An 18,109-nucleotide genomic window follows, 5' to 3' on the forward strand; every position below is an offset into this window, starting at 1 on the left:
GTTAGGGTGGCGCGGCCAGGTGAACTGCCTTTTGCTCTGCGAGCTGCTCGATGTCGTCGGTCGAGAAGCCGGCCTCGCGCAAAATGTCGCGGCCATGCTGGCCGAGCGTCGGTGCGGGGCCGGCGGCTTCCGGCTGGGTCACGCTCCAGGTGGAGGGCACGCGCATCTGGCGGATGCGGCCTTCGACGGGGTGATCCACGGTCCTGAAGAAATCGATCGCATTGAGATGCGGATCTTCGAGGATCGTTTCCAGCGTATGCATCGGCATCACTGGAATGTCGGCGCGCTCGAGCAGATCACGCCATTCTGCGGTGGTACGTGTGAGGAAGATGTGGCCGATCTCCTCGTAGATCTCGTCGATATGCTTCGTTCGCGCGGCGTGGTTGGCGAAGCGAGGCTGATCGAGGAAATGCGGCTGCCCGATCGCCTCGAAGAAGCCGCGCCAGTGCTTGTCGTTGTAGATGAGCACGCAGAGATAGCCGTCGCTGGTCTTGTAGGGGCGGCGATAGCGCGACAGCAGGCGGGCATAGCCGCCATGGTCGAGCGGCGGATCGTAGGTCAGTCCACCCAGATGATCGACCAGCACGAACTCCGTCATCGACTCGAACATCGGCACGTCGATGCGCTGGCCGACGCCGGTGCGGCTCTGATGCATCAACCCGCCCATGATCGCATTGACCAGCATCAGGCCGACGATGCGGTCGGCGATGGTGACGGGGACGTAGCGCGGCGTGCCGTCGCCGGCCGCCGCAAGCAGCGTCGGAATGGTGGCGGCGCCCTGGATGAGATCGTCGTAGGCGGGCTTTGCGGCATAGGGCCCGGACTGGCCGTAGCCGAACGCGCCGACATAGACGAGCGCGGGATTGATTTCGCGAAGTGTCTCGTAGTCGAGACCGAGCCGCGCCATTGCCTGTGGGCGCACATTGTAGACGAGCGCGTTGGCGTGCTTCGCCAGCCGCAGCAAGGTGTCGCGGCCTTCCGTCTTCTTCAGGTCGAGCACGATGCTGCGCTTGCCGCGATTGGCATTGAGGAACATCCCGCCCATGCCGGGCGTGCGGCCGGGACCGATCTGGCGAACGATGTCGCCCTCGGGGCTTTCGACCTTGATCACGTCGGCGCCCATGTCCGCCAGCACCTGGGTGCCGTAGGGGCCCATCAGCACCGAGGTCAGGTCGAGAATGGTGAAGCCGGCGAGCGGTCCCATGAGGCCTCGTTGGATGAATTCATATACGTGGAATTAGAGTTCATAAAGCAGCTGTGTCAATTCGACGGCTCCGGTGTGCGGCGCATAGCACTATGCGTAGTTCATATACTTGACAGATAAATTCACCTATATGTACATTTTCAGGCAAGAAATAGAGCGAGGGCCGGACGATGCCGCAGCAATTCGCTGCCGCGTTCGGCGTGGGGACGCGTCAAGGAGAACGACATGAAGAAGAATCTGGTCAGGGCCGCAGCAGTGCTCGCTCTCTCGCTGCCGGTCTCGACGCTGCAGGCGCAGGCCCTGGAGCTGAAGGTCGCCGATAGCTTCCCCGCCGGCCACTATCTCGTTCGCTTGATGCTGAAGCCCTGGATGGACGACGTCACCAGGCGCACCAATGGCGCGGTGACCTTCACCTATTATCCGAACCAGCAGATCGGCAAGGCAGCCGACATGCTGCGTCTGACGCAGTCCGGCGTGGTCGACATCGGCTATATCGGGCCGTCCTATGTCTCCGACAAGATGCCGCTGTCGGAAGTCGCGCAATTGCCGGGCGCGTTCGCAACCAGCTGCCAGGGCACACTCGCTTATTGGAAGACCGCGCGTGAAGGCATTCTCGCCAAGCAGGAATACGCGCCGAACAAGATCAAGCTGCTGCTCGCCGTCGTGCTGCCGCCCTACCAGGTGTGGACCGTCAAGTCGAAGGTGGAAACCACCAAGGACATGCAGGGCCTGAAGCTGCGCACCACGGGCGGCGCGCAGGACCTGACGCTGCGTGCGCTCAGCGCCGTGCCGGTGCGCATGGCTGCGCCCGATGCCTATGAGTCGCTGTCGCGCGGCACGATGGACGGCCTGCTGTTCCCGCTCGACAGCGTCGTCTCCTACGGCCTCGACAAGCTGGTCAAGCACGCCACCGAAGGCGTCAGCTTCGGCAGCTTCATCGTCGCCTATTCCATCAACCAGTCGGTCTGGGACAAGCTGCCCGACGACGTGAAGAAGGCGATGAACGAGGCTTCGGAGGCGATTACGCCGCAGGCCTGCGCCGGCGTCGAAAAGGAAGGCGAAGTCACCAAGAAGCAAATGCAGGACGAAGGCATCAGCTTCGATCCGCTGCCGGAGGCGACGCGCACGGAGATCAAGGACAAGCTCAAGGGCGTCGGCAAGGAGTGGGCGGGCGGGCTCGACAGCCGCGGCAAGCAGGCGTCTGCCGCGCTGAAGGAGTTCGACGATCTGCTCGCCGCCGGCGGCGCCAAGTAGAGCGCCAGATAGTCCGACATCCAACAGGGAGGCGCTAGAGGTGATCAAACGGGCAGGAGATGTGCTCGGCGCGCTGGAGCGCGCGCTGACGGTGATCGCGGTGGTGTTCATGTTCGTGATCATGCTGCTGGTGGTGGCCGACGTGTTCATGCGTTACGCGCTGAACAGCCCTTTCTCCTTCACCTATGACCTGATCGGGCTCTATCTCCTCGCCGGCGTGTTCTTCTTTACGCTGTCGGATGCGTTGCGCGAGCATGTCCATGTCGGCGTCGACATCCTCCTGTCGCGCTTCTCGCTGACCGGGCGACGGTTGTCCGAGATCGTCACGGCGCTCGCCGGCCTGTTCGTGTTCATCCTGATCTGCAAGGTCGGCTTCGAGCGCGCGCTGGAGAATTACGAGCAGCACGACGTCCTCTCCGGCGCGATCCCCTGGCCGACCTGGATTTCGGCTGCGCTGGTGCCATTCGGTTGCGGCGTGCTGGTGCTGCGGCTGGTGCTGCAACTCGTCGGCAATGTGCTGAGCCTCGTCAGCGGCCGCGATCTCTATCCGCTGCCGCCGGTGACCGGCGTCGGGCGAAACGGCGCGCGGCTTCGAGTAAACGGCAGGCCTCCATGACCCCTTTCATCGTTCTCGCGCTGCTGTTCGGCCTGCTCGCACTCGGCACGCCCGTCGGTTTCGCCATGGCCTTCTCCGGCTCGGTCGGCCTCGTGATGGTCGGTGGATGGAGCACGCTGCTCGGCATCCTGCAAACCGCGCCGCTCTCGACCGTCTCGTCCTACGAGCTGATCACCATTCCGATGTTCCTGCTGATGGCGGATCTGGTGCTGCTGTCGGGTGTCGCGGACGATCTGTTCAAGACCGCTTCGGCCTGGGTCGGCCGCATTCCCGGCGGCCTCGGCATGGCGACCGCGCTCGCCGGCGCCGGTTTTGGTGCCATCTGCGGCACCTCGACCGCCTCGGCCGCGACGCTGTCCTCGACCAGCCTGCCGGCGATGATCCGCCAGGGCTACGAGCCGAAGATGGCCGCCGGCGTGGTCGCGATCTCAGGTACGCTGTCGATGCTGCTGCCGACCAGCGTCGCGCTCGTCATCTTCGGCCTGCTGGCCGAAGTGAATATCGGCAAGCTGCTGATCAGCGGCATCATCCCGGCGATCCTGGTGACGTTCACCATCATGGCCACGATCTATTTCCTGGTCTGGCAGGACCCTTCGCGCGCGCCGGCTGCGAAGTCGGTGCCGTGGCGCGAGAAATTCGCGCTGCTGTGGCAGGTCTCGCCGATGGTGGTGCTGTTCTCGATCGTGACGGGCACGATCTATCTCGGCGTCGCGACGCCGACGGAAGCCTCCGCTTTCGGTGCGTTCGGCGCCTTCCTGCTCGCGATCGTCAAGGGCAAGATCACGCCGTCATCGCTCTATGCGACGCTGCTGCGCGCCTGCCACGGCACCTGCATGATCATCATGATCCTGGTCGGTGCCTCGATCTTCGGCTACTTCTTCACGCTCACCCACGTCACGCAGGACCTCGTCGCCTGGATCGGCAGCCTGCCGGCCTCGCGCTGGGTGATCATCACATTGATCCTGTGCGGCTACATCGTGCTCGGCTCGTTCATGGATCAGATCGCAATCCTGGTGCTGACCGTGCCGATCGTGCTGCCGCTGATCAAGACGCTCGGCTTCGATCCGATCTGGTTCGGCGTCATCAAGATCGTCACCGCCGAGGTCGGCATGATCACGCCGCCGGTCGGGCTCAACTGCTTCATCGTCGCCCGCTATGCCAAGCGGCCGGTGGCGGAAGTGTTCCACGGCACCTTCCCGCATTTCATCGCGCACCTGATCGCAATCGCGATTCTGGTGGCGTTTCCGTCTATCATCCTCTGGCTGCCCTCGCAGATGGGGCGCTAGGCACCACAGCATGATCCGGAAAAGTGTCCTGCGGTTTTCCAAAGATCATGCGCAACCAAAGAACTCGAGTGCAATGTCATTGCGCTTGAGAGCCTCCACAAGGAGACCATCATGGATTTCGCGCTTACCGATCAGCAGGAAGCCATTCGCGACGCTATCGCAAAGATCTGCGAAGGCTTTCCCGACGCCTATTGGCTGAAGAAGGACCATGACGGCGGCTTCCCGCACGACTTCCACAAGGCGCTGGCGGACGCCGGCTGGCTCGGCATCTGCGTGCCCGAAGCCTATGGCGGCTCTGGTCTCGGCATCACCGAAGCCGCGATCATGATGCGCACCATCGCGGAATCCGGCGCCGGCATGTCCGGGGCCTCCGCGGTGCACATCAACGTGTTCGGCCTCAATCCCGTGGTCGTGTTCGGCACCGAGGAGCAGCGCAAGCGCATGCTGCCGCCGATGGTCGAGGGCCGCGAGAAGGCGTGCTTCGCCGTCACCGAGCCCAACACGGGCCTCAACACAACCCAGCTTAAGACCCGCGCCGTCGCCAAGAACGACCGCTACATCGTCAATGGCCAGAAGGTCTGGATCTCGACCGCGCAGGTCGCGCACAAGATTTTGCTGCTGGCGCGCACGACGCCGCTGGAAGAGGTGCGCTCGCCGACCCATGGCCTCAGTCTCTTCTACACCGATTTCGACCGCAAGAAGATCAAGGTCCACGAGATCGAGAAGATGGGCCGCAAGATCGTCGATTCCAACGAGCTGTTCTTCGAGGATTTCGAGATCCCGATGGAGGACCGGATCGGCGAAGAGGGCAAGGGCTTCCAGTACATCCTCGAAGGCATGAACCCGGAGCGAATCCTGATCGCCGCCGAAGCCGTCGGCCTCGGCAAGCTCGCGCTGTCGCGCGCGACCGAATACGCCAAGACGCGCGTGGTGTTCAACCGGCCGATCGGCAAGAACCAGGGCATCCAGCATCCGCTCGCGGTCAACTGGGTCGAGCTCGAGGCGGCCTGGCTGATGGTGATGCAAGCGGCCTGGCAATACGACAAGGGTTTGCCCTGCGGCGCTGGCGCGAACGCCGCGAAATATTTTGCGGGCGAAGCCGGCTACCATGCCTGCGAGCAGGCAGTGATGACCCATGGCGGCTTCGGCTACGCCAAGGAGTTCCACGTCGAGCGTTATCTGCGCGAGGTCCTGATCCCGCGCATCGCGCCGGTCAGCCCGCAGCTCGCGCTCAGCTTCATCGCGGAAAAGGTGCTCGGACTGGCGAAGTCTTACTAGTCTTCGCGCGGATCGCTTAGCGGGGACGCCAATGAACCTCGACTTCTCCGGCCTGATCCGGGAGGGCGACCGCGTCGTATGCGGGCAGGCAACGGCTGAGCCGGTCACCCTGACCGAAGCGCTGGTCGCGCAAGCCGCGCATCTGCCGGCGTTCCGCATGATGGTCGGTCCGATGTTCTCCGACACGTTTTCCGCCGCGTGCGCGCCCAGCATCTCGTTCCAGAGCTATGGCGTGATCGGCAATGCGAGGCGGCTTGCGAAAGCAGGGCGGCTCGACGTGGTCCCGAGCAATTACAGCGCCTTCTGCGCCGATTTCGCCTCACGGCGCCACCGTGCGGATGTGGTGCTGGTGCAACTCGCCGAGTCCGGCGATGGTCGATTGAGTGCGAGCCTCTCCAACGATTATGTCATCGATGCCGCACGGCGCGCGCGCGTCGTCATCGCCGAGATCAATCCCGATGCGCCTTGGACGTTTGGCGCGGAATGGCCTGCGGACGCGCCGATCCATCGGCGGGTCGCCGCTCGCCGTCCGCCCGTCGAACTGCCGCCGGCACCGCTGGATGACATCTCACGAAAAATCGCGTCACATGCGGCGAGCCTGATCGACGACGGCAGCACGCTTCAGTTCGGGGTCGGCCGCATTCCGGATGCGATCCTGTCCTCGCTGTCGCATGGGCGCAATCTCGGCGTCCATTCCGGCCTGATCAACGACGCGGTCGTCGATCTGATCGAGCGCGGCGCGGTGACGAATGCGCAGAAGGGGATCGACGCCGGAATCACGGTGACGAACCAGGTGATCGGCACGAAGCGGCTCTATCGCTTCGTGCACGAGAACAAGGCGGTTTCGGTGCGACCGACGTTGTACACGCACGGCCAGAACGTGCTGGCGCGGATCAACCGGCTGGTCGCGATCAACTCGGCGCTCCAGGTCGGGCTCGACGGCAGCGTGAACTCCGAAACGCTGAACGGCGTCGCGATCGGCGCCATCGGCGGGCAGCTCGATTTCGTGCGCGGTGCCAATGCATCGCCCGGCGGCAGGGCGATCATCGCGCTGCCGGCGACGGCGTCCGACGGGACCAGCCGCATTGTCGCCAACGTGGAGACCGTGACGACGCCGCGGGCCGATGTCGATGCCATCGTGACCGAATGGGGCGTTGCGGAGTTGCGCGGCTGCGGGCTTGCCGAGCGTGCACGCCGCATGATCGCGATCGCGGCGCCCGGGCACCGCGATGCGCTGTCGGCGCAGCTTCGCGCCGCGCTCTAGAATCTCGCGATCTATCTGAAACAGGCCGGCCTATTCGGCGGCGATCCGTTCCATCGCCATGGCGCGAAGCCGGGCGCGCTGGATTTTCACACCGTTGGCGCTGTCGGTGACCGGGAAAGCGTCGACGATATAAATTCGTGCCGGCACCTTGTAGCCGGCGAGCCGCTCGCGCAGGCGCGCCACCAGCATCTCCTGCTGCGGCGGCTCCTCGGCCGGAATCACGAAGGCGACGCAGCGCGCCTGACCCTTGAGATCGACCGCGACAACTTGGGCGTCGGCAACCCCCGTGCAGGCTTTGAGCTCGTCCTCGATCTCGCCGGGCGCAACCAGGAAGCCGCCGAGCCGCATCGCATCTCCCGCGCGGGTCTCGTAGACGAAAGCGCCGTCGCCGCGCAGGCGGCCGATATCGCCGGTGCGGAAGAAGCCGTCGGCGGTGATCGCATCGCGCGTCGCATCCGGGTTGTTGAAATAGCCGAGAAAGCGCGAGGGCGCGCTGATCTCGATCTCGCCGGAGACGCCTTGCGCCGCCAGCTCCCCGGTCTCGGTATCGCGCACGCGCACCTTCGCATCGGGAGACATCGGCCGGCCGCCGCCGTCGATGCGATCGGCGAAGGCATCATCGGGGCGGGCGATCGAGAACAGCGCCTGCACCTCGCTCGAACCGTAGAGGCCGAACAGCGGCATGCCGCGCGCCTCAGCCTCCGCGGCGAGCTCGCGCCAGCCGGGTTGGAACGCAGCGAAGCCGCAGACTTCGAGACGCGGGAATGGCCGTGGTGTGTCGGCGAGCGCGAGGATGCGGCGGAACATCTCGTCGGAGCCGAAGGCGTGCGTGATCTTGTGTTCGCCAAGGACCTTCAACGCCGATGCCGCCTCGAAAGCATCGAGCACATGGATGGTCGCGCCGGCTGCGATGAAGCCGAGCAGGCTGGTCATGCCGAAGGTGCCGCAGAACGGCAGCATGGCCAGCAGCGAATGGCGCCGTGGCGAGAGTTTGAGCGCCTCGGCGACGGAGGCGGCGTGGGTGGCGAGCGTCCGCTGCGAATGCGCGACGAGCTTCGGCCCTTTGGTTGTGCCCGATGTCGTGTAGAGCAACACCGGCTGATCGACATCGTCCTGCGCCGACGGCGCAGGCGGATAGGACGTCTCGAACGCATCGAAGCGCACACAGGGCCAATGTGCGGCAATCGCATCCCCGCCGACCACCGCGAGCCTTTGCAGCGCAGGCACTTCGTCCCTGCTGATCTCGGCGAGGATGGCGGCAAAATCGATCGAACGGAACGCAGCCTCGACCACCATGAGCTTGGCGCCGGACACCTTGAGCAGATGGCCGACTTCCGCACTGCGGTAGCGGGTATTAACCGCGGCGACGATCGCACCACGGCGGGCGGCGGCGAACAGCAGTGCGATCCATTCGACCCGGTTGACCAGCCACGCCGCGACCACGTCGCCCTGGCCGATGCCTTGCGCCGTAAGCCATGCGGCGGTCTGCTCGACCTTCCCGGAGAATTCCGCGCGCGAGACCGGCCTGCCGTCAAACACGAAGGCGGGCTCGGCGCCTTCAGTGCCGATCAGCGATTGAAGCGAGAATTGGCTGACGCTCATGGCAACCGGACTAACCCGATCGCGCAGACCTGTCTACTTGGTGCCGAACATCCGGTCGCCGGCATCGCCCAGGCCCGGCACGATGTAGCCGTGGTCGTTGAGCCGCTCGTCGATCGCGGCGGTCCAGACCGGCACGTCGGGATGCTCGCTCTGGAACTGCGCGATGCCTTCGGGCGCGGCCAGAAGGCAGACGAAGCGGATGTCGCGGGCCCCGCGCGCCTTGAGCAGGGAGGCACCGGCGCAGGCCGAGTTGCCGGTCGCCAGCATCGGGTCCATCAGGATCACTGTGCGGTCGGACAGGTCCTGCGGCGCCTTGAAGTAATATTCCACCGCCTGCAATGTCTCGGGGTCGCGGTAGAGGCCGATATGGGCGATGCGCGCCGAGGGCATCAGCGCCAGCATGCCGTCGAGGAAGCCGACGCCGGCGCGCAGGATCGGCGCGAGCGTGAGCTTCTTGCCGGCGATCTTCGGCGCCCGCATCGGCGAGATCGGCGTCTCGATCTCCACCAGCTCCAAAGGCAGATCGCGCGTCACCTCGTAGCCGAGCAGCATCCCGATCTCGTTCAGGATCTCGCGAAAACTCTTGGTCGAGCGGTCCTTCTCCCGCATCAGGGAGAGCTTGTGCTGGACCAGGGGGTGGGCGACGACGTTGACGCTGCTTGTGCTCATGAAACCGCTCTACACGGTTCCGTGAAATTGCGCCAGATCGGCCAGATCTTTTCGCGGGGATACGCGGCCTCAGGCGGGCATCGCGACGGCGCCGCACACCCGGCTGCTCGCCTCGTAGGCAGCCATGGTCAATTCACGCTCCATCGATCTGCCGGGTTCTAAACTCCCAGCCCGCGTGCCACGAGCGTGATCACGATTGTCAGGATCGCGCCCCAGACCAGGCTCAGCGTCATGGTCAGGATCGTCGTCGTGACCGCCTGCTCCAGATTTCCCTTGAGGAGCTGCATGCTACTTGTCCGTGGCGGGCGCGACGCCGATGCGCAGGCCGAGGAGCAATGCACCCATCACCGCAAGCAGGATGGCGATCTTGAGCTCGATCATGTCCGCAGCCATGTCGCCGCGCGGACCAGGAGCCGCCTCGCGCCCTCCGCCAGCGCAATCAGCGGATTGCCGCGGTTCTCGATATCGAGCTCGAAGGTCTCGACGGGAAACACCAGCGCGCATCTTGCGAGGCCACTCTGCCGGTTGGCGAAATCGACCGCGGAACTCCTGAACAGGAACAGACCGCCGATGCGCCCATGCGCCTCGCGCGCGACCCAGAGGCCGGCGCCGTTGCGCCCGATGAAGAAGGCGGGGATGGCGGTGCTTATGACATCCGGGTCGATCGGTCCAAGCCCCGCCGCGGACGCGGCCATGGTCGGTCGCTCGGGCTGGCGACGCGTGGCTTGAAGGGCAATCGCGGCCATGGCGGCTTCCTCACACATCTGCAAGGTCATGATGGTCTCCCATGCCGTCAGGCGTGGAGATGCCAGACATAGATCGCGGTCTTCAGCGCGATCAGCGCCGTCAGCACGCTGCCCATCGAGAGCAGGGTCAGCGCGCTGAGCGCGAGGCGCTTGAGCTGGGCCTTGCGCTCCGGCGAGATCCGTGCGGGGCGTTCGGCCCAGCCAAGAGGGCGCTCAACGCCTTGTGTCAGCATCGACATGTCTGCATTCCTTCGTCGGCATGGCGGTGGCCGAGGCCGCCGCAATCTGTCTCGAATGATGGCCATGAGCGCGTATGATTGCGAGATGAGCGCCGGGCTCGCGGCATAGGAATCTCATAAGGAAGCCGTCCGTCGCGATGGCAGTCCTCTGAAGAGGTCCGGGCTCCGCTTGCGGCGAAGTTCGGATGGAGCAGGGCGCGAAGCAGCGATTCCCAGGGCTGCCGCAAAGGCGAGCCGCAACCGCGCCTCGTCAATTTGTTCGCAGAAGCGACCCAGAACAGCTTCGGCGTCCTCGCGCTGTCCATCGATGGCCGCGCAGAGCCGGGAGCTGGATCGACGGAAGAAGTGACAGGAACAGTCGGTGTTGCGGCGGCCGAGACGATCGAGTTCGCCGGCGAGCGCGGCGACATTCAGCCGGTCGCAATCTTCCCGCGTTACGGCGAAGCGTAGCAGCGCCAACTGCCAGGCGCGGAGCAGCCTGTGAGGCCCTTCGATTGATTGCCGCATGGGGATACCCGAATGCCGTGCGACGCGTCAGGCACTGACACCGTCGATCAGCTCCTCGTCGGCGATCGCGGCGAATGCGCGTACCACTTCCCTCTGCGCGGCTGCGTCCAGCGGAACGATCGGAAGTCTTGTGGCAGGCGACATCAGGCCAAGCACGCCGAGTGCACATTTAAGTGCGGCCGGGCTCTCCTTGGCGAGACATGCGATGAGCGGCATCAGCCTCCTGTCGAGGTAGCGGGCGGATTGCAGCCGGCCCTGCCTGACATGTGAAAAAATCGTGCGGCAGAGATCCGGCGCGACGTTGGCAATCTCCGAGATCGCGCCATCGCCGCCGTCCGCGATGAAGCCGAAGGCGGTGGTGTCGTCGCCGGATAGACAGCGAAAGCCGGCAGGCAGGTGGCGGGACAGGCGCATCGGACGGGTGATATCGCCGCTCGCATCGCGCAGGCCCACGAACTGGCGCGATTCGACGAGACGCAGAAGCGTCTCGTCGGCGAGCGGGCGCAGCGTGCGGGAGGGTGCGTCGTGCAGGATCACGGGCAGGCCGATCGCGCCGGCAATGGCGCGGAAGTGCGCGAGCATTCCTTCCTGCATCGGCCTGTTGTAGGCGGGCACCACGGACATCACGGCATCGGCGCCGGCGGCTTCCGCGCGCCGCGCGAGTTCGATGGCGTGGCCCGTTGAATTGGAGACGGCGCCGGCAATGATCCGCACGCGGCCACGCGCGACATCGACCGCGGTGCGGATGATCAGCGCCTGCTCGGCCGGCGAGAGCGTCGGTGCCTCGCCGGCGGTCTCGCACACCACCAGTGCAGGCACGCCGGCTGCGATCTGACGCTCGCAGAGCGCGGCGAACGCCTTCAGGTCGATCGCGTCGGCCGAATCGAACGGCGTCGGCAGGTCCGGTATGAACCCGGTGAACCAGGCGGAGGGCGGGATGAACATGTTTTTTACCGAGGAGCTCAGGCGGCGCGCTTGGGAGCGGCGGCATCGGGCTTCCTGCCCATGTCGAGCTCGATCTCGCGTGGCAGCTCGATGATGGTCTCGGGGTGCTGTCCGTTTTCGAACAGCGCATATTTGATGGCCTGGGCGCGGTTGACGAACAGGCCACCGTAGAGGCCGTTCTGCTGCTGGGCGACCCACTGTCCCCTGTGGTTGCGGCCGATGAAGACGACGGTCGAGGGAGAGCTGCACGAGGGAGGTTCGACGAGTTTCACTTTCGTATTCCTTCCAATTGACGCGGGCGGCGGGTGCGTGTCCCGCGACCACCCGATCAATATCTTTTCAAGCGAATATGATTTCGAGTGAGGCTGCGCGACGATCTCATAGGAAGGTCATAAAGCCTGATGTTCAGGCCAGCCCGTTGACGACCTGAACCAGCGCGAACAGAGCGCCGAAGGCAACGCCCTCGTCCCAATGATTGAGGAAGGCACCGAACAGCGGCTCGCGCCTGACGAGGGCGGCGAGAGTGCACAGGATGATCGACATCCAGAGCAGGGCGGAGAGGCTGCGTGCAAAGCCGACGCTGCCGAAGGCTGCAAAGGCGGCGAGCAGTGCGATGCGGACGGCAAAGCGCGCGATCACCCGCGTCGGGCTGAGGACCCGCGACATGTCCGAAGATTGCGGCAAGGCGCGAACCTCCGCTTGGCCTAGCTGAAATTCTCGCACGCGACCGGCTGATAGAGCGGGTCCGGGGCGGGACGCACTGTGGGAACGCTCGGCCGCGATACCTCCACGGCCAATGCCTGCACCTCGATGAAGGCCGACAGCAATGCCAGCGCGAGATCGGCATGCCGGGCTTCGACAGCGGCGTCGAGCCAGTCCGGCAATTCGCGCTCGCGCGACAGCGCGCAATGCCACTCGCCCTCGTCATAGGCAATGCGACGGACCTGCCACAGCGGCAGCTCGAGCTCGATCAGCGCCAGCGCGGCGTCGGTCCAGGCCTCGGCATCGACCAGGCGCGTGATACGCGCACTGCGCTCGCTCCGCCCGCGCGACGGGAAGCGCCGGCAGGCGTGATCGATGATGTCGAGCATCAGCGGGCGGGTCATTGCCGGTGCCGCGCGAAGCCGCTGGTTGAGGGAGGGTGGGTCAAGGCGTCGAAGAGCGGCGGTCATGTCAGGCCTCCTGGAATTGGCGTCGGTCAGTCGGCCGGCCTCTCCAAGATGGCTGGAAGCGCATTTGAAAACGAGATGGGGACGGGACGGGAGATATAGGGATTTCATAAGTGCACGGAATCTTCCGGATAAGAGCGACAGATCCCCAACCGCCGTCTCCGCCGAAGGTCGAGACTTATAGAAGCAGGGCTTTTTGAAAAGACCCTGGCCATGGCCTGCCTTAACAACGGTCGTGAAAGCGATGGTGGTTTGTGTCGCTGCGCTGCCTGCTCGGAACGACCGCCCGGAATACAGTGTCGGTGCCACATGGCGGCCGGCCACGACGTGCCGGCCTTTATGGGATTCCTATAACTTCGCCATAGGCCTCATCTCGAAAACCTATGCGCGCGGTGGCACTTCAGCGCGGTGAAAGTCCCGGCCGGGTGCCGAAGGACATGCTTTGCGTTCGCGCGCAGCAAGCGGCCCGCCGGGATCCAGAGACAGTCTACGCCGGATGCCGGATATCGTCTCGTAATGAGGAGTATCGTCATGATGGACTTTCTGATGCTGGCGCTGGGCTTCGGCTTCTTCGCGCTCGCGATCGGCTACACTTATGCCTGCGAACGGCTGTGAGGGAGCGGACCATGATTTTCGATTATGCGCTCGCCGGTGCCGTCTCGTTCGGCCTCCTGTTCTACCTCACCTACGCGCTGCTGCGGCCCGAGCGGTTCTGACCCGTGCTGCTACTTCTCGAATTGCTGCTGGCCGACGCTGCGCTCGTCGCCTGCCTCCTTGCGGTGCTCCTGCCGCTCTTGCACCGGACACAAAGTCTAAAGGGTTAATACCATGACTATGATCGGCTGGCTCCAGATCATTCTCTTTTGCGCCATCATCGTCGCGCTGACCAAGCCGCTCGGCTGGTACATGACGCGTGTGTTCAACGGCGAGCGGACGTTCTTGTCGCCGGTGCTGCGCCCGATTGAGGCCGGGATCTATTGGTTCTCCGGCGTCGACGAGAGGCGCGAGCAGCACTGGGTGACCTACACGGTCTCCATGCTGCTGTTCCATGTCGGCGGCTTCCTCATTATCTACGGCGTGATGCGATTGCAGGCGATTCTCCCCTTCAATCCGGCCGGGCAGGGTGCTGTCGCGCAAGATCTCTCGTTCAACACGGCGATCTCCTTCATCACCAACACCAACTGGCAGAACTACGGCGGCGAGAGCACGGTCTCCTATCTCGTGCAGATGCTCGGCCTGACGCACCAGAATTTCCTGTCGGCGGCGACCGGCATCGCGCTCGCGGTCGCCCTGATCCGCGGCTTCTCGCGTGCTTCGGTGCGCACGATCGGCAATTTCTGGGTCGACGTCACCCGCACGACACTTTATGTGCTGCTGCCGATCTGCGTCGTCTACGCGCTGTTCCTGGTGTCGCAGGGCATGCCGCAGACGCTCGGCGACTATGTCGAGGCCACGACGCTCGAAGGCGCGAAGCAGACCATTGCGGTCGGCCCGGTCGCCTCGCAGGTCGCGATCAAGATGCTCGGCACCAATGGCGGCGGCTTCTTCAACGCCAACGCGGCGCATCCCTTCGAGAACCCGACCGCGCTGTCGAACCTCGTGCAGATGCTCTCGATCTTCCTGATCGGCGCGGCCATGACCAATGTGTTCGGCCGCATGGTCGGCAACCAGCGCCAGGGCTGGGCGATCCTCGCCGTGATGGGCGTGCTGTTCGTCGCCGGCGTCGCGGTCACCTATTGGGCGGAAGCCAACGGCACTTCGATGATGCACGCGCTGGGCCTGACCGGCGGCAACATGGAGGGCAAGGAAGTCCGCTTCGGCATCGTGGCGTCTTCGCTGTTCGCCGTGATCACCACGGCCGCCTCCTGCGGCGCGGTCAACGCCATGCATGACAGCTTCACCGCGCTCGGCGGCATGATCCCGCTGATCAACATGCAGCTCGGCGAGATCATCGTCGGCGGCGTCGGCGCAGGCCTCTATGGCATGCTGCTGTTCGTCGTGCTCGCGATCTTCGTCGCCGGCCTGATGGTCGGCCGCACACCGGAGTATGTCGGCAAGAAGATCGAGGCGCGCGAGGTCAAGATGGCGATGCTCGCGATCCTGGTGCTGCCGCTGATGTATCTCGGCTGGACCGCGGTCGGCGTGGTCTATCCGGCGGCGGTCGCCTCCATGGCAAATGCCGGCCCGCATGGCTTCACCGAGGTGCTCTATGCCTTCACCTCGGCGACCGGCAACAACGGCTCGGCCTTCGCGGGCCTCACCGGCAACACGTTGTTCTACAACCTCACCCTCGCATCCGCGATGTTCGTCGGCCGCTTCTTCATGATCGTTCCGGCGATGGCGATTGCGGGCTCGCTGGCCGCCAAGAAGTCGATCCCGCCGTCGGCGGGCACGTTCCCGACCACCGGCGGCCTGTTCGTCGGCCTCGTCGTGGGCGTGATCCTGATCATCGGCGGCCTGACCTTCTTCCCGGCACTCGCGCTCGGCCCGATCGTCGAGCAACTCGCGATGAACGCCGGCAACGTCTTCTGATTGTTTGGAGTGACCTCCATGGATACGATGAAACTGCAAAAACGTGCCCCGATGTCGGCAATGCTCGATCCCAAGATCGTTCTGCCCGCGATCAGCGCGTCCTTCACCAAGCTAGACCCGCGGCTGATGATCAAGAACCCCGTGATGTTCGTGGTCGAGGTCGTGGCCGCGCTCACCACGGTGATCTTCCTGCGCGATCTCGTCACCGGCGGGGAGAATCTCGCCTTCACCTTCCAGATCATCCTCTGGCTCTGGTTCACGGTGCTGTTCGCCAACTTCGCCGAAGCGGTGGCCGAAGGCCGCGGCAAGGCACAGGCCGAATCGTTGCGCAAGACCCGCACCGAGAGCCAGGCCAAGCTCCTGACCGGTGCCGGCCAGGCCTTCAAGCTCGTGCCCGGCACGAGCCTCAAGGTCGGCGACATCGTGCTGGTCGAGGCCGGTGACGTCATCCCCTCCGACGGCGAGGTGATCGAAGGCGTCGCTTCCGTCAACGAAGCAGCCATCACCGGCGAGTCCGCGCCCGTGATCCGCGAGTCCGGCGGCGATCGGTCGGCCGTGACCGGCGGCACGCAAGTGCTGTCCGACTGGATCCGGGTCCGCATCACGGCCGCGCAAGGCTCGACCTTCATCGACCGCATGATCAAGCTGGTCGAGGGCGCCGAGCGGCAGAAGACGCCGAACGAGATCGCGCTCAACATCCTGCTCGCCGGCCTCACCATCATCTTCGTGTTCGCCACCGTCACCATTCCGAGCTATGCGGCTTATGCCGGCGGCTCGATCTCGGTGGTCGTGCTGGTCGCGCTGTTCGTGACGTTGATCCCGACCACGATCGGCGCGCTGCTGTCGGCGATCGGTATCGCCGGCATGGACCGCCTGGTCCGCTTCAACGTGCTGGCGATGTCGGGCCGCGCGGTCGAGGCTGCCGGTGACGTCGACACGCTGCTGCTCGACAAGACCGGTACGATCACGCTCGGCAACCGTCAGGCCACCGCGTTCCGCCCGGTCCGCGGCGTCACCGAGCAGGAGCTCGCGGACGCAGCCCAGCTCGCCTCTCTCGCCGACGAGACGCCGGAAGGCCGCTCCATCGTCGTGCTGGCGAAGGAGAAGTATTCCATTCGCAGCCGGGACATGGCCGAGCTTGGCGCCACCTTCATTCCGTTCACGGCACAGACCCGCATGAGCGGCGTCGATGCCGGCGGCTCGTCGGTGCGCAAGGGCGCGGTCGATGCCATGCTAAACTATGTCGGTGGCGGCGCACCTCTGGCTGTCGCTTCGGGTAACGCGGCGCGCGCTCTCCAGCCTGCCGCGCTTTCGGACGCCGGTCGTGAGATCCAGGCCATCGCCGACGAGATCTCGAAAGCGGGTGGTACGCCGCTGGCTGTCGCCAAGGACGGCAAGCTGCTCGGCGTGATCCAGCTCAAGGATATCGTCAAGGGCGGCATCCGCGAGCGCTTCGCAGAACTGCGCCGCATGGGCATCCGCACCATCATGATCACGGGCGACAACCCGATGACGGCCGCTGCGATCGCGGCGGAGGCGGGCGTCGATGATTTCCTCGCGCAGGCAACGCCCGAGGACAAGCTCAAGCTGATCCGCGACGAGCAGGCCAAGGGCAAGCTGGTCGCCATGTGCGGCGACGGCACCAACGACGCGCCGGCGCTCGCGCAGGCCGACGTCGGTGTCGCCATGAACACCGGTACCCAGGCCGCCCGCGAGGCCGGCAACATGGTCGACCTCGATTCCAACCCGACCAAGCTGATCGAGGTGGTCGAGATCGGCAAGCAGCTGCTGATGACGCGCGGTGCGCTGACGACGTTCTCGATCGCCAACGACGTCGCAAAGTATTTTGCGATCATCCCGGCGATGTTCCTGGCGTTCTACCCGCAGCTCAACGTGCTCAACGTCATGAGCCTGTCGAGCCCGCAGAGCGCCATCCTGTCGGCGATCATCTTCAACGCGCTGGTCATCATCGCGCTGATCCCGCTGGCGCTGAAAGGCGTCGCCTACCGCGCGGTCGGTGCCGGCGCGTTGCTCCGTCGCAACCTGCTGATCTACGGCCTGGGTGGAATCCTCATTCCCTTCATCGGCATCAAGGCGATCGACCTCGTCGTCACCGCCTTGCATCTGGCTTGATCGTCGTCGCGCGGCGCGATGCGCCGCGCGCAATGACGAGGACTTAGGAGACATAACATGCTCAGAGAAATCCGCCCCGCCATCGTCCTGCTGCTGGTGCTCACCGCCATCACCGGCCTGGCCTATCCGCTCGCAATGACCGCTATTGCCGGTGCGATCTTCCCCTCACAGGCGCAGGGCAGCCTGATCGAGCGGGACGGCAAGGTGATCGGCTCCGCCCTGATCGGACAGGAGTTCAAGGACGACAAATATTTCCACGGCCGCCTTTCGGCGACTTTGGCGCCGGACCCGAATGATCCGACCAAGACGGTCTCGGCGCCCTACAACGCGGCCAACTCGGGCGGCTCCAACCTTGGCCCCACCAGCAAGGCGCTGGCTGACCGGCTCAAGGAGGATGTGGACAAGTTGAAGGCTGAGAATCCGAACGCCGCCGTGCCGGTCGACCTGGTCACCACCTCGGCCAGCGGCCTCGACCCGGACATCTCGCCGGAAGCGGCGCTATTTCAGGTGCCGCGGGTGGCGAAGGCGCGGAATCTGCCGGACGATCAGGTCAAGCAGCTCGTGGCCTCCAACACCCAGGGCCGTTTGCTCGGCCTGATTGGCGAACCGCGGGTTAACGTTCTGGCACTGAACCTCGCGCTCGATCGCGCCGCCGCGAAGTAGCG

Annotated in this window: 20 protein-coding genes; 9 read left to right on the forward strand and 11 right to left on the reverse strand. The window is 64.9% G+C overall.

The genetic code is table 11. The annotated features are described in order from the left end of the window. Nucleotide 1: 1 nt before the first annotated feature. Nucleotides 2-1,204, reverse strand: coding sequence for a CaiB/BaiF CoA transferase family protein (locus BJ6T_RS12645; protein WP_014492757.1), 1,203 nt, complete (start codon nucleotides 1,202-1,204; stop codon nucleotides 2-4). A 225-nt stretch (nucleotides 1,205-1,429) separates the two neighbouring features. Here BJ6T_RS12645 and BJ6T_RS12650 point away from each other — a divergent pair, with 225 nt between their 5' ends. From BJ6T_RS12650 to BJ6T_RS12670, 5 genes are all read left to right on the forward strand, one after another. Beyond that, a complete protein-coding gene (locus BJ6T_RS12650) occupies nucleotides 1,430-2,458 on the forward strand; it encodes a TRAP transporter substrate-binding protein (protein WP_014492758.1) in 1,029 nt (342 codons plus the stop codon). 40 nt (nucleotides 2,459-2,498) lie between these two features. Beyond that, a complete protein-coding gene (locus BJ6T_RS12655; RefSeq protein ID WP_014492759.1) occupies nucleotides 2,499-3,074 on the forward strand; it encodes a TRAP transporter small permease in 576 nt (191 codons plus the stop codon). After that, nucleotides 3,071-4,360, forward strand: coding sequence for a TRAP transporter large permease (locus BJ6T_RS12660; RefSeq protein ID WP_014492760.1), 1,290 nt, complete (start codon nucleotides 3,071-3,073; stop codon nucleotides 4,358-4,360). Before BJ6T_RS12655 ends, BJ6T_RS12660 begins: the two co-directional genes overlap by 4 nt. Before the next feature lie 111 nt (nucleotides 4,361-4,471). Then, nucleotides 4,472-5,638 carry an acyl-CoA dehydrogenase family protein gene (locus BJ6T_RS12665; protein ID WP_014492761.1) on the forward strand — a complete coding sequence of 389 codons (1,167 nt, stop codon included), beginning with the start codon at nucleotides 4,472-4,474 and terminating at the stop codon, nucleotides 5,636-5,638. 31 nt (nucleotides 5,639-5,669) lie between these two features. Further along, nucleotides 5,670-6,902, forward strand: a complete 1,233-nt coding sequence (locus tag BJ6T_RS12670) for an acetyl-CoA hydrolase/transferase family protein (RefSeq protein ID WP_014492762.1) — start codon at nucleotides 5,670-5,672, stop codon at nucleotides 6,900-6,902. A 30-nt stretch (nucleotides 6,903-6,932) separates the two neighbouring features. Here BJ6T_RS12670 and BJ6T_RS12675 read toward each other — a convergent pair whose 3' ends face one another. The 10 genes from BJ6T_RS12675 to BJ6T_RS12715 form a co-directional block, all read right to left on the reverse strand. After that, nucleotides 6,933-8,504 (reverse strand): AMP-binding protein, encoded by a 1,572-nt coding sequence (locus BJ6T_RS12675; RefSeq protein WP_014492763.1) that lies wholly within the window; start codon nucleotides 8,502-8,504, stop codon nucleotides 6,933-6,935. Between the two features lie 33 nt (nucleotides 8,505-8,537). Continuing rightward, nucleotides 8,538-9,173 carry a uracil phosphoribosyltransferase gene (gene upp, locus BJ6T_RS12680; RefSeq protein WP_014492764.1) on the reverse strand — a complete coding sequence of 212 codons (636 nt, stop codon included), beginning with the start codon at nucleotides 9,171-9,173 and terminating at the stop codon, nucleotides 8,538-8,540. Between the two features lie 158 nt (nucleotides 9,174-9,331). Next, nucleotides 9,332-9,460, reverse strand: a complete 129-nt coding sequence (locus BJ6T_RS49115; protein WP_014492765.1) for a hypothetical protein — start codon at nucleotides 9,458-9,460, stop codon at nucleotides 9,332-9,334. 90 nt (nucleotides 9,461-9,550) lie between these two features. Further along, nucleotides 9,551-9,949, reverse strand: a complete 399-nt coding sequence (locus BJ6T_RS12685) for a hypothetical protein (protein WP_014492766.1) — start codon at nucleotides 9,947-9,949, stop codon at nucleotides 9,551-9,553. Nucleotides 9,950-9,966: 17 nt separating this feature from the next. Then, nucleotides 9,967-10,158 carry a hypothetical protein gene (locus BJ6T_RS12690; protein WP_014492767.1) on the reverse strand — a complete coding sequence of 64 codons (192 nt, stop codon included), beginning with the start codon at nucleotides 10,156-10,158 and terminating at the stop codon, nucleotides 9,967-9,969. A 114-nt stretch (nucleotides 10,159-10,272) separates the two neighbouring features. Then, complete coding sequence (locus BJ6T_RS43305) at nucleotides 10,273-10,665, reverse strand: hypothetical protein (protein ID WP_048227957.1); 393 nt, start codon at nucleotides 10,663-10,665, stop codon at nucleotides 10,273-10,275. Between the two features lie 27 nt (nucleotides 10,666-10,692). Next, entirely contained in the window at nucleotides 10,693-11,610 is a 918-nt protein-coding gene (dapA, locus tag BJ6T_RS12700; protein WP_014492769.1) for a 4-hydroxy-tetrahydrodipicolinate synthase, read from the reverse strand. A 17-nt stretch (nucleotides 11,611-11,627) separates the two neighbouring features. Then, nucleotides 11,628-11,882, reverse strand: a complete 255-nt coding sequence (locus BJ6T_RS12705; RefSeq protein ID WP_014492770.1) for a hypothetical protein — start codon at nucleotides 11,880-11,882, stop codon at nucleotides 11,628-11,630. A gap of 133 nt (nucleotides 11,883-12,015) precedes the next feature. Beyond that, complete coding sequence (locus BJ6T_RS12710; RefSeq protein WP_014492771.1) at nucleotides 12,016-12,294, reverse strand: hypothetical protein; 279 nt, start codon at nucleotides 12,292-12,294, stop codon at nucleotides 12,016-12,018. A gap of 20 nt (nucleotides 12,295-12,314) precedes the next feature. Then, nucleotides 12,315-12,782: a hypothetical protein gene (locus BJ6T_RS12715; protein WP_014492772.1), complete on the reverse strand. Its 468-nt coding sequence runs from the start codon at nucleotides 12,780-12,782 to the stop codon at nucleotides 12,315-12,317. Nucleotides 12,783-13,405: 623 nt separating this feature from the next. On the opposite strand from BJ6T_RS12715, the gene BJ6T_RS12720 reads away from it, so the two are divergent. The 4 genes from BJ6T_RS12720 to BJ6T_RS12735 all read left to right on the forward strand — a co-directional run bounded on the left by BJ6T_RS12720 (nucleotide 13,406) and on the right by BJ6T_RS12735 (nucleotide 18,107). Then, entirely contained in the window at nucleotides 13,406-13,495 is a 90-nt protein-coding gene (locus BJ6T_RS12720) for a K(+)-transporting ATPase subunit F (RefSeq protein ID WP_038965694.1), read from the forward strand. Nucleotides 13,496-13,607: 112 nt separating this feature from the next. After that, complete coding sequence (gene kdpA, locus BJ6T_RS12725) at nucleotides 13,608-15,311, forward strand: potassium-transporting ATPase subunit KdpA (protein ID WP_014492774.1); 1,704 nt, start codon at nucleotides 13,608-13,610, stop codon at nucleotides 15,309-15,311. An 18-nt stretch (nucleotides 15,312-15,329) separates the two neighbouring features. Beyond that, nucleotides 15,330-17,444 carry a potassium-transporting ATPase subunit KdpB gene (gene kdpB, locus BJ6T_RS12730; RefSeq protein WP_014492775.1) on the forward strand — a complete coding sequence of 705 codons (2,115 nt, stop codon included), beginning with the start codon at nucleotides 15,330-15,332 and terminating at the stop codon, nucleotides 17,442-17,444. Between the two features lie 57 nt (nucleotides 17,445-17,501). Further along, nucleotides 17,502-18,107, forward strand: a complete 606-nt coding sequence (locus BJ6T_RS12735) for a K(+)-transporting ATPase subunit C (protein WP_014492776.1) — start codon at nucleotides 17,502-17,504, stop codon at nucleotides 18,105-18,107. The last annotated feature ends 2 nt before the right edge of the window (nucleotides 18,108-18,109 follow it).

Source organism: Bradyrhizobium japonicum USDA 6, assembly GCF_000284375.1.
GTDB lineage: Bacteria > Pseudomonadota > Alphaproteobacteria > Rhizobiales > Xanthobacteraceae > Bradyrhizobium > Bradyrhizobium japonicum.